The organism is Herbinix luporum (assembly GCF_900070325.1).
Lineage (GTDB): Bacteria > Bacillota > Clostridia > Lachnospirales > Lachnospiraceae > Mobilitalea > Mobilitalea luporum.
In genome coordinates this window covers 316341-328506 of sequence record NZ_LN879430.1, presented here as the reverse complement: position 1 = coordinate 328506, position 12166 = coordinate 316341, and the positions used below count along the sequence as shown (strand labels likewise).

12 protein-coding genes are annotated in these 12166 nt (G+C 34.1%); 10 read left to right on the top strand and 2 right to left on the bottom strand.

Features of this window, described 5'->3' with window-relative positions; all coding sequences use genetic code 11:
- Positions 1 to 23: 23 nt before the first annotated feature.
- Together SD1D_RS01540 and SD1D_RS01535 are read left to right on the top strand one after the other, a co-directional pair.
- A complete protein-coding gene (locus tag SD1D_RS01540) occupies positions 24 to 1352 on the top strand; it encodes a hypothetical protein (protein ID WP_058257289.1) in 1329 nt (442 codons plus the stop codon).
- Positions 1353 to 1416: 64 nt separating this feature from the next.
- A complete protein-coding gene (locus SD1D_RS01535) occupies positions 1417 to 2385 on the top strand; it encodes an SPFH domain-containing protein (protein WP_058257288.1) in 969 nt (322 codons plus the stop codon).
- Between the two features lie 227 nt (positions 2386 to 2612).
- On the opposite strand, the gene SD1D_RS01530 is transcribed toward SD1D_RS01535, so the two are convergent.
- A complete protein-coding gene (locus SD1D_RS01530) occupies positions 2613 to 2891 on the bottom strand; it encodes an IS3 family transposase (protein WP_157893081.1) in 279 nt (92 codons plus the stop codon).
- 216 nt (positions 2892 to 3107) lie between these two features.
- Positions 3108 to 3500: a transposase gene (locus tag SD1D_RS01525; protein WP_242955238.1), complete on the bottom strand. Its 393-nt coding sequence runs from the start codon at positions 3498 to 3500 to the stop codon at positions 3108 to 3110.
- A 256-nt stretch (positions 3501 to 3756) separates the two neighbouring features.
- Between SD1D_RS01525 and SD1D_RS12090 the strand changes: the two genes are divergently transcribed.
- The 8 genes from SD1D_RS12090 (at position 3757) to SD1D_RS01490 (ending at position 12148) form a co-directional block, all read left to right on the top strand.
- Positions 3757 to 3936, top strand: coding sequence for a hypothetical protein (locus SD1D_RS12090; protein ID WP_157893080.1), 180 nt, complete (start codon positions 3757 to 3759; stop codon positions 3934 to 3936).
- 998 nt (positions 3937 to 4934) lie between these two features.
- Complete coding sequence (locus SD1D_RS01520; protein ID WP_058257287.1) at positions 4935 to 6071, top strand: DUF5050 domain-containing protein; 1137 nt, start codon at positions 4935 to 4937, stop codon at positions 6069 to 6071.
- Positions 6072 to 6233: 162 nt separating this feature from the next.
- The gene (locus SD1D_RS01515; RefSeq protein WP_058257286.1) at positions 6234 to 6614 is read left to right on the top strand and encodes a hypothetical protein; all 381 of its coding nucleotides are present in this window, start codon (positions 6234 to 6236) and stop codon (positions 6612 to 6614) included.
- Between the two features lie 129 nt (positions 6615 to 6743).
- The gene (locus tag SD1D_RS01510; RefSeq protein WP_058257285.1) at positions 6744 to 7880 is read left to right on the top strand and encodes a DUF5050 domain-containing protein; all 1137 of its coding nucleotides are present in this window, start codon (positions 6744 to 6746) and stop codon (positions 7878 to 7880) included.
- A gap of 14 nt (positions 7881 to 7894) precedes the next feature.
- Positions 7895 to 8797 (top strand): ATP-binding cassette domain-containing protein, encoded by a 903-nt coding sequence (locus SD1D_RS01505; protein WP_058257284.1) that lies wholly within the window; start codon positions 7895 to 7897, stop codon positions 8795 to 8797.
- Positions 8778 to 10010, top strand: coding sequence for a hypothetical protein (locus tag SD1D_RS01500; protein ID WP_058257283.1), 1233 nt, complete (start codon positions 8778 to 8780; stop codon positions 10008 to 10010). The genes SD1D_RS01505 and SD1D_RS01500 overlap by 20 nt, the downstream gene beginning before the upstream one ends.
- Positions 10007 to 11086 (top strand): ABC transporter permease subunit, encoded by a 1080-nt coding sequence (locus tag SD1D_RS01495; protein WP_058257282.1) that lies wholly within the window; start codon positions 10007 to 10009, stop codon positions 11084 to 11086. The genes SD1D_RS01500 and SD1D_RS01495 overlap by 4 nt, the downstream gene beginning before the upstream one ends.
- A 66-nt stretch (positions 11087 to 11152) precedes the next feature.
- Entirely contained in the window at positions 11153 to 12148 is a 996-nt protein-coding gene (locus SD1D_RS01490; RefSeq protein ID WP_058257281.1) for a hypothetical protein, read from the top strand.
- Positions 12149 to 12166 lie beyond the last annotated feature (18 nt).

The window sequence follows — 12166 nt, the reverse complement described above, 5'->3', positions numbered from 1 at the left end:
AAGTAGATTTACGGAGGTAGCTAATGTTAGGAAATAAAAGTTGTAAAGCTAGTAACTACCTAAAATTAATAATACTGATAAGTATATTTGTAATTACAACTGTAGTGGCAGTATCATGTGATAAAAAGGGCAGACCCACCGGCAAAGAAGAACCGGACGTAACTAAAGAGCCTGAATCTGATGATTTGGTCCCATCGGGTAACTTAGATCCATCTGAAGATGCTTTTGAGTCTCTTGACCCTAATCAGCCTATCTTTGGATCACTGGTATTGGTTAGGGATAACCAGCTTTTTTATAAAAAAGGTAGCTCCAAAAATTACTCTATTGTTTCAAAGAATCTAACAACACAAGAGGAAAATGAGATTGTAACAGTGGAGCTTCCTTATAGTGATGTGGGAAATTTTTGCTTAAAAGGTGATTATATCTACTATGATCGTGATGATCGCCTCCATAAGGTTTCCTTGGATGGAAGCAATGATACAAAACTTTATAAAAGAAAAGCCGATTTATTAGGGTTTTATGGGGATGATGTAATTGTTTTTGACAAAAGCTCATACTCCCTTATCCGTATTAATAATGACGGGGAATATAAAACCCTCCTTAAAAAAGGCTACTTTTATATGGAAGCCACAGTAATGGCCGAAGGTATATATTATATCCTTCCTAGTTCAGAAAAGAAAGATGAGCCTTCAGTTCAACTTTATTATATGGACTTTGAAGGTAATAATAAAACCCTGCTTCTTGAAGATAGAGAAGTTTTTCATTTAAAATCTAATAATAATGAAGCATTCTTTATAGCTAGAGATTCTCATAAGTTTAAGATATATAAAGTTAAAGATAAAAAGCTAGATATAATTTATAATATTAACCGAGAAGATCTAGAGGCACTAGGCTATAGATGGGATTTTCTCCTTCCCACCGGAGTATACTTACTTGGGGTAACTTCTACCCATGTCTATTACGGTGTTGAATTTGATGCTGACGGTAAGGAAGCCTTACATGTATATTCAGTAAAAACAGACGGAAGCGGCCATGAATTATTTTATATACCTTCTGATATGGAAGAACTAAATCCCGCAGCTTACTTTAGTAGGGGCAGCATAGACAATGGTTATCTTAAAATTCTTTTTGACTGTGATACCAATCCACCGGAGACCTTGTATATAAACCTTCAAGACAAATCCTTTATGCTATTTGACGGTGCCTATCACCTGGCTATGGATGTGGAAGGAGATTATGTATATTACTTAAAGTCTTCGGAATATGACTCCGGTGAATTGACCCCGGAGATAGAATACAAATACCAAGAAAGTAAGATATCAGATTTATTAAACGAAAGGATAAGTAAGTAAAAGAACACTATTTTAAAAGAAATCTAAAAGTTAATTATTTATAAATATTTACGGGAGGTAGAAAATGGGCTTTTTCTCAAGACAATTTGCAAATGTAGTAGAATGGAAAGAATTTCGCGATGATATGATATTCTACAAATGGAGTAATAACGAGATAAAAAAAGGTAGCCGTCTCATTATCCGTCCTGGTCAAGATGCTATCTTTATGTTTAACGGAAAAATTGAAGGTATTTTCAAGGATGAAGGAGACTATGATATAGAATCTCAGATTATTCCTTTCCTATCCACCCTTAAAGGTTTTAAGTTTGGCTTCAACAGCGGCATGAGGGCTGAAGTTCTATTTGTTAATACTAAAGAGTTTATTACAAAATGGGGCACACAAAATGCCATAAATATTCCGGCTCCCTCTTTACCAGGGGGTATGCCCATAAGAGCCAACGGAACTGTTTCCTTTAAAGTATCAGACTATGTAAAGCTTATTGATAAAATAGCCGGGGTTAGGGATAGCTATTTTGTAGAAGATGTAAGGCTTCGTATCAGATCAGTCCTAGACCAGCTTTTGATGAAATGGATCAGTAAAGAAGGCAAAGATATGTTTAATCTCCAAGCCAATGCCTTTGATATTGCTGCAGGAATTAAAACCGACCTTGATATGCAGTTATTTGACAGCGGTCTTGCGGTAACCGGATTTAATATTATGAGCTTTACCTACCCTGAAGAAATTCAGAATATGATTAACAAAAATGCTTCCCATAGCATGGTAGGGGACTTATCTCGCTACCAACAGATATCAATGACTGATGGTATTGCCTCCGGTAAAGTTAAAGGTGGAGGTACAGCCGCAGATATGGCAGGCATGATGATGGGAATGAATGTGGCTAATCAGATGATGCAAAATATAAACCAGCAAGCAACTAATAATCAAAATTCAACTAATCCAGCAGAGGGAACAAAGCCTAACTTCTGCCCCAACTGCGGTCATAAAAGCAGTGGTGCTAACTTCTGCCCCAACTGTGGCCAAAAGCTAGTCTAGAATTTAAATAGAGCATTTCATCAGGGAGTAGATGCACTCGGATTTGAACTTATTCCTGTTAAGTAGACAAATAAAAACTATCTTTATCGCCAACCGAAATTATTGTACGGTTGGCGATATATTTATATAGCTATAATTTGGAAATAAGGCCTGTGATAAAAGCCTCATACAATTGATGTGCCCCTTTTGTATCCATTTATAGTATTTAAACTCTGTTGTGTCAGTTGTCACTTTCTGGTGTGGTATATGCGTATTGAAGCGCTGTGAATTCTGTTAGGAGCAACCGTTCCAACCTTCCCTTTGTATGAACTATATTTTCTGCTTTGTAATCCAAGTTTTTGCATTATTCTTTGAACTTTCTTTTTGTTAATAATATATCCCTGATTACGTAGTTCACCAAACATTCGACGATATCCATAATCCTTATTAAGCTCTTGGATTTCACGTATCTTCTCTTCAAGTTTCTTGTCAGGATTCTCTCTGTTAAATCTCTTTTGCCAGTACATATAAGTCGCTTTGGACATACCTGTATACGAGAGAAGGTCTTTTAGCTTGAACTGTCTTCGGAGACTGCTGATGATTCGTGCCGTCCTCTCATTTTTACTTCGTCATCTAAACGCAATCTCCTCCGTTCTTTTAAAAAAGCATTCTCGATTCTTAACTTAAGAAGTTCGTTCTCTAATTCTTTTACATGTTCAGCACTTGTATTAACAGCATTTTTTTCAAATGGCTGAGTCACAGCTCTTATCCAATGTTTTCTTACGACCTTTCTTGCGTACCCTCAAAGCTTCAGGTCCTGCAATTCGAAAGTCGTTTACCCACTTAGCAATTAACGCAGGGTTATTAATACCTTGTTGAAGTGATAATTCCTGATATGAAAGTTCATTTGATAGATATAGTTCTACTACAGAAATCTTATATTCAACAGAATAATTTTTATATCTTCTAGATCTACGTAATCCCTCATCACCCATTTTTTGATATGAATTTACCCATTTAGATACTTGCTTATTATCTGGTATACCGTAATCCTTTGCCAAAGAATAGGTACTACCTTTACTTGATAAATACGCTACAACAACCTCTTTTTTGAATTCAAAGCTATATTTAGCCATAAAAATACCGACCTCCAATCGTTTGATTTTTAAGTCTAACTTTTGGGAGTCGGTACAAATTGAAAGGTTTTTAATATCGTGAGTTCTATAAATAATATTTGCTTTTTCATAAATATGATATGCTCCACCTAAGTCACAAATTTTTCTATTTCATTTGCCTTGCTTATAAAATGTAATATATTTCCTTATCCTGGTTGATTGTTCCATTAGCTTTTATTATAATATAATTATAACTGCTATGTTCGTTGTAGCGTTTATGTTGCTAACGCAACTATTATCAGCTTCAGTATTTGCAGCAATAGAAGGCGAGACTATTGGTGGCAAGACTGGAAATCTAAAAATATTTTATGATTTATCAATAGCAAAAACTTCTGCTTATGCTTCAACTACAGCAAAACTTTATGATCCAAATCCTAATTTATCCACATACGTTTAAGCTAAATATTATGATGCAGCCAGTGCTTCTTATCGTATACATACAGCTTCTGGTACAACATCAGCTACTAGCTATCCCCCTAGCGATGTAATATCGGCAAAATCAATACATACAGCTAATTCTAAAGATTGGGGATATTTTAGAGCAACCCTTATACGCCCTTAGATAACAATATAAGTTGTACTGTAAGACAATATTTACTTAAATTCTAGACAAATTAATCATCACTTGATAGTACTTTTTATAATATCATAAAATTTAGTAAGCAAACTAATAAATCAATATTCTTGAGTAAATATATTAATAAATATACACTGCTACCTAATTTTAAATTTTACAAATATTAATTCTTTCTGAATATTTATTCAAATTATTTAACAAAATTCTTCTATAACCATGTATATTCCTTTTTGTGGTAATATACCTATAATCTTAGGTAATCTAATTCTTTTGGTTGATTATGATAATCCGTGCCAATCACGTACAAAATATTCAAGAAATGTATATACGTTCAGTCTATTTACTATCATGTTCCTTACAAGCATTTCCATACTAATTAGTTATAAATCCATCACATACTGATTGTAATATTGAGTACCTATAAAAATCTCATTCAGATAAAAATTTGTAAGAACCAAATCCATCTAGATATTCCTGCTACTCTTCCACAAGTAATTTTGAAGTATGTGGTGATTTTGTCAAATAATAATTTTCATAAATAAACTTTAGTTATTTACCTTGTCTACATATAGAGAACCATATCATTGTAGATCGCTTACTAAGTGGCATAATAATACCATATTATGGTTGAATTTAACAAATGCTTTGCTATAATATAATGGTAAATTATTGTTAGGTAATACTAATATGCCCTTAAATATATAATGACACAATTTGTACTGTTATATATTTATGCTTAAATAATACATAACCAATAATCGCTTGTTAACTTTTACAACTTCATAAGTTATTTAGTAACATCGGAACGGAGGTAATCGATGAAAAAAAACACTATACTTTATTTATTTTCTACAATCTTTATATTTTTTTTGACGGCATGTAGCGATAAAAGTAATTGGAAAGATGATTTTAGACTTGAGGCAGATGACAAGGAAAATATTTCATCTGAAGATAATCTTTTATTAAACAATTCAGAAACTTCAGATGTATATAAACCCACTTGGATTGACATAGCCCCGGAGGATATGCCTTACCAATATGCAAATATGTTTAAAAGTGTGTCCGGTGCATTTGTTATAGACCTTACTGAAAAAATTTTGTTTGAAGCTACATATCAGGGAAAGCCGACACTTATGGAATATAAAAAAGATTTCGGACACATTGAAACATTTTGTAAGCTTGCCACCTGTTCGCACAATACTGATGAATGTGTAGCGGGAAATGTATACCAATTAGATTATCGAAACCAAATACTATGTGCAGGGCGTACTCAAAAAGATGCTGATATATGGATATCGCAGTTAAAAAATGGACGCTTTGAATTTGTAGCCGGTCCCGTAAATAGCTTTGTTCAAGGTGATGACGGATATTACTGCACAACCAAAGATGCTTCCTTGGTTCGTTTTAAGTTTGGCTCAGACAAGCCACAGTTACTGGTGGAGAAATTTCAATATATTAAACCTGTAATATTAGGTAACTATCTATATGCTGCAAATGAAGTAGAAGTTGTAAGAGTAGATTTAAGAGGACCGGTTTACAATGTTGAGACTGTTATTAGTGATGTTATTTCATGCTACTCTACAGATGGAAACCATCTATATTATCTTAAGATGGAAAGCGAAAAACCTGCTCTATATCGCTGTGATCTGAAAGGAAATAATCAGGAACTAGTTTTAAACAAGCTGATCTTTCCAACATATCTTTCCTATGATGATACTTATATATATTATAGTACTACCAATAGAAATAATCCCGATGATCCCACCAATGGTAATATATATCGTTTTAGTAAGGATTTATCAGGAGAGCCTGAGCTTTTGTGCGAAACCAACGCCAACTATCCAGTTGTATATGTATTGCCCACATCACCCGATACTTTACTGGTAGAAGCAAATAATTTTTATTATTTTCTGCCAAAGACAGGCGGTGAGTTAATTGAATTGGTATTGCCATAAATAGAGTGGTTTTTTGAATTATATAACTTATTATATTTAGAAAGTTTATAATAAATACTTATCTATTTTTTTAATATAACCATACATACTTCGTCTGTTGTATCTTCTGTTTTGCTATATTAATTTCTATCAAGTGATGATTTTATAAGGAGGAAATGTATTATGAAATACAGGAAGACAGTTTTATTCGTTGCAATATTTTCGTTGCTACATCTATTGTCAACTTCGGTTTTTGCAGTAGAAAATGACTTAACTGATGGTGGTGAATATGGAAAATTGCGTATATATTACGACCTATCCATATCAGGTTCAACTGCTTATGCTTCAACTATAGCATATCAATATGAACCAAATCCTAATTTGTCTACATATGTTGAAGCTAGATATTATGACGTAGGTAGTAATACTTATCGTTTAAAAACAGCTTCCGGTTCAACATCAGCAACAAGCTATACCCCTAATACAGTAGTTGAAGCTAAGTCAGTTCATACAGCTAATTCTAAAGAATGGGGATATTTTAGGGCAACTCTAATACGTCCTTAAATATAGTAACATAAGTTGTATCATAGAACATTTATGCTTTAATTAAATAATATATCAATAATCATCACTTGATAGTATTTTTACTGTCATACAAATTTTAAAGGCAAACTAGAATATCGGAGGTCATCGATGAAAAGAAGTATCATAATCAATTTGTTTTTTGCTTTCCTTGTTTTGTCTTTGACTGCATGTAGCAACAAAAGTAATTGGAAAAATGAATTTAATCTTGAAATAGATAATATAGAAGATATTCCATCTGAAGAAAACCCTACATTAAACAATCAAGAAGTTTCAAATAAATATAAGCCCACTTGGATTGACATAGCCCCGGAAGATATGCCCTACCAATATGCAAATATGTTTAAAAGTGTATCTGGTGCATCCGTTTTAGATATGCCTAAAAAACTTTTATTTACAGCGGTATATCCAGGAAAAATTGTACTTATGGAATATATAAAAGACAGTGGACGTATTGAAAGCTTTTGTAAACTTGCAACCTGTTCCCATACTAATGAGGAATGTGTGGCGGGAAGAGTAGGGGAATTAGATTATCGAAACCAAATACTATGTGCAGGACGTACTCGAGATAAAGATAATATGTGGATATCACAGTTAAATAATGGACGCTTTGAATTTGTAACCGGTCCAGTAAATAGCTTTGTTCAAGGTGATGACGGATATTACTGCACAACCGAAGATGCTTCCTTTGTTCGTTTTAAGTTTGGCTCAGACAAGCCACAGTTACTGGTGGAGAAATTTCAATATATTAAACCTGTAATATTAGGTAACTATCTATATGCTGCAAATGAAGTAGAAGTTGTAAGAGTAGATTTAAGAGGATCGGTTTACAATGTTGAGACTGTTATTAGTGATGTTATTTCCTGCTACTCTACAGATGGAAACCATCTATATTATCTTAAGATGGAAAGCGAAAAACCTGCTCTATATCGCTGTGATCTGGAAGGAAATAATCAGGAACTAGTTTTAAACAAGCTAATCTTTCCAACATATCTTTCCTATGACGACACTTATATATATTATAGTACTACCAATAGTAATAATTCTGAAGACCCCACCAATGGCGATATATACCGTTTTAGCAAGGATTTATCAGGAGAGCCTGAGCTTTTATGCAAAACCTATGCCAACTATCCGGTTGTATATGTATTGCCCACATCACCCGATACCTTACTAGTGTATATGAATTACTCTTATTACTTTCTGCCAAAGACAGGCGGTAAATTAATTGAATTGGTATTACCATGAGAGGAGATGAATAGATGTTGCTGGAATTACAGGGATTAACCAAGCACTACCATGATAAGGTTGCACTAGAAGATGTGTCCTTATCATTAGATCCGGGAATATGGGGACTTCTTGGACCTAATGGTGCAGGAAAATCAACTATGATGAATATTATTGCCGATATTCTACCAAGGACAAGAGGGGAGGTATTATGGAACAAAGAATCCGTTAGAAAACTGGGTAATAAATATCGTTCGATTTTGGGCTTCCTTCCTCAATCTGTGGGTTTATATGAACATTTTAAAGCAAGGGATTATCTTCGTTATATGTGTATCTTAAAAGATATACTACAAGAAAAAAATAAAAAGAAAGAATTGAAAGAACATATAGACAGTATTATAGATACAGTCAATTTAAGCTCCGATGCTAATCGTCGTATCCGTACTTTCTCAGGGGGTATGCGTCAGCGACTAGGTATAGCACAAGCACTCCTTGGAGATCCGAAACTTCTAATATTGGATGAACCTACTGCCGGATTAGATCCCCAGGAAAGAATTCGCCTTCGTAATACTATAGCAGCTTCATCAGCCAATCGTATCGTTTTATGGTCTACCCATATTGTTTCTGACATTGAGAATATAGCTTCAAAGATTATAATGCTTCGTAAGGGCAAGTGCATTGCTGTGGGTACTCCAAGCGAGTTAGTTTCTGAACTTAATGGACAAGTATGGACCCTTGATATTTTTCCTGAGCAGCTTAAGGATTATCAAAATCGCTTCACAATATGTAATATCGCTCTTGAGGGAAATACTAGACATATTCGTCTGATTGCTGCAAGCAAACCCCATCCTGAAGCATTACAGGCAGATCCTACATTAGAAGATCTCTATCTGTTTTATTATGGAGAGGAGGGGTATCATGAAACTGATTCAGTATGAAATACGTAAAGCTTTATCCAGTAGGTTTTTGATTGTTTTTTTATTGCTCCTAATTGCCCTTAATACATTTTTATTTATGGAGCCATGGAGCAGTGATGATATGTTTATTGCAGGAAAACTTTACCGTGATACCCGTCCCTTATATGACTTTTTATACTCAGCCAATAGTGATGCTTATAATGAATATATAGACTGGCTTACTGATGTGTATGGTGATGAATGGCAATATTCATTTGTAGAACTTAACAATGATGGTATACCGGGACGTTTCCTTCCCGCTGCCTATCAGGAAGTAAGTGCACTTAGCAACTGTTATACATTTATTAATATACTCTTTCCTGAAATATTAGCAAATCGTGAGCATATAGTGGATACCGCCCGTAGATTAGGGGGAGTAGCCTATATGGAAGATGATTACTATGGCATGCGCATGAATCTGGATATAATTAAACACTACAGCGTTAAGCCTGCAATTCTTCCGGCTTTTGCTACTGATGAAAATGAGGGAGTCTTCTGGGTTGGCAATCAAAATGGCTGGAAGCATTTTTTTAATTATAAATGGGGTAATTTGTTTGCAATATTATTTTCTTTGCTAATTTCATCGAGAATATTTCCGTTGGAAAATAAGGCTTCATCATTACTCTACGCAACACCTAAAGGACGCTGCCATACTGCAGTAGCCAAGCTAACAGCAGCGGTACTTATTTCAGCTATTATCTCCTTACTATTCTCCTTGTTAAATATTATACTTACTGCTTGGCAATATGGCTTAGGAGGTATAAATGCCTCTATTTTATCTATATTGCAGTTTTCACTTAGCCACTTAAATCTGACCATCGGACAAACCATTTTGCTATTTACACTGTTTCAGACTTTTGGTGTAATGTGCATAGCCGTGGTGGCAACTGCTCTTTCATATATACTAAAAAGTAACCTTGCTTCATATCTCGGCTCAGTAGTATTTTTAGGATTATCTTATGGCTATTATTTGCTTATGGGTAAAAACTATGATATACCTGTTGTTTTTAGAACTTTGCCGGATGTTACCCTATGGGCAAGACCTATGTGGATGTTTGAAACTTATAGAGCAGTTAATCTATTCTCTTATCCCCTTATGCTAGAATGGGTCTGTTTCTTTTTTTGGTTACTTATTATTATAGCCTTATATGTTTTAACCATCATGCGAAGCAAGAAAGGGGTAAGACTAAGTTGAGGATAAAACTTATGTATTATGAGATATATAAGGTACTGTTCTCTTACAAGATAATATGGCTTATCATGGCTTTTCTTCTAATTAAAACTGCAGTAGTTTGCATATTACCTGAACTACGTGATCCTCGCATAAAAATATCAAAAAATCAATATGACAAGGTCTTGGAAGAAGTCGCAGGGGAGACATCTCCCAAAAAGGAACAGTATATATTTGAAACTAATGAACACTATCTATCAACCCTTAATAAATATCAGGATAATTTGAATTTATATTTAGCAGGAAAGATAGATGAAGATGTATGGAAAGATTATACCAATGAATATAATGAAGCCAAGCTTTATGGTAACGCCTTTTCTATGTTAAATGAAAAAGCAGAGGCCTTTGTTTCATTTCGTACTTCTTATGATTCTGATCTGCCTTTACAGGCCTATTTTTATGAATATGGATGGCATAGCGTATTTATATATATGAGCTTTCCCGATCCTATATTGTGTATTTTTGCCCTCATAATAGGTATTCAATTTATTTGTCCGGAAATATCATCAGGCTCCATGCAAGTTATATTAACCTCAAAAAAAGGACGTAGGTCTTTATTTATTACTAAGCTGATATCCTTATTTATTTTGCTGGGATCTACAGCTATTATCAACATAATAATTGAACTTGTAGTATTTTATTCACGTTTTTATCTAAAAGAAGGCCATTGGCCTTTATATTCTATAACACTATTTATATCTAATCCTATTAAACTTAACCTTTATCAGGCACTTGCACTACTTATGGTCATTCGCCATATGGGATTTATATTTACCGGACTTTTTGCTTTTTGTATTGCCGGATTAACGGAGAATGCCTCCCATGGAATGTTTATATCTATATTGTTAATATTACTACCTTGGCTTCTTATACCAGATATACCATTTACCATAAGCGCCTGGCTGTCCGGAACTCCTGTTTTAAAAGTATCATATAGGATTACTCCATTAATTGTGCTAATAGTTACTTTAATTATAACAACATGGATTTTCTATTATAAAAAATTTTTATTAAGAAAGATTATTATTCATAAGAATTAGAATCTTCTTTTAAAATTTTATATACTATAAAATTAATTACTATATAATTCAAGGAGGATATATAAAATGAAAAAATCTAAAATAATCCTATTAATATATCTTACCTGCATCATGTTTTCTGCTTGTTCATCCAAAGATAGCTCATCTAAAGATTCATCGATAAATCAGACCCCATCCACTCCAGCAAAGGAGGATGTTTCCGATTTGCAGCAAAATGATTCTAAAGTTTACCGGTTCTCCTGGGGATATGACGTATTTAGACCCGGCGAAGAAATGGGCATCTATCAGGAAGAAGGTCAGTTAGTACGCTCCACTGTATATAAAGGGGGAGAACTACCCTTAGGAGTTAGCATTTTTATAAATAAAGACGATTCTGAACCTATAAATTTCGGCCTTCTAGTACTGGTAGACGGTCTTCCGGTTGAATTTACACCTGAAGGTGAGCGACAGGCCACTTATATGCATCCTTTTCAAGTGATAAAAGATACTATATGTAAGTTTACACTAACACCAACATTCCAGTCTGAAGCAGGACGAATTGATATTATTATCGCTGCGGATTTAATGAATATTCAAGGTGATACTGCTGTACTTCCCCTTTACGTTGATAATCAATCAGGAGAATATAATAATAAAAATAGTAATAATCCGGTTCATGTTTTAAGTATACCATCTGACTTTCAAGCAAGTCCACAAAGTGGGGATGCCCATATTCCTTGTTGGATTTATCAAGCAGATACTGATGAATCCATGCATACGGGGCAATCTGCTACTAATAGGATAAACTTATCTTCTGACGGAAACGAATGGCTATATGAAAGTACAACTGGACTGCCGGGAGAACTTAGAACAATCTTTTTCCTAGACTATAAACCATATATTGTTCTAAATGATAAACCATATGTTGATTGGTCCCCTTCATATGGAGAAATGTTATCCCTACCTATTACATTTTCAGATATTGAAGATTCTTCCATCTTTATGCCCGTTACTATACGGATGGATGATACTGACATGAAGCATCAAACTTTAATACTTCGTCGTTTTCTGATAAATCCCTAATCTAAAAAAGCCTTTGTA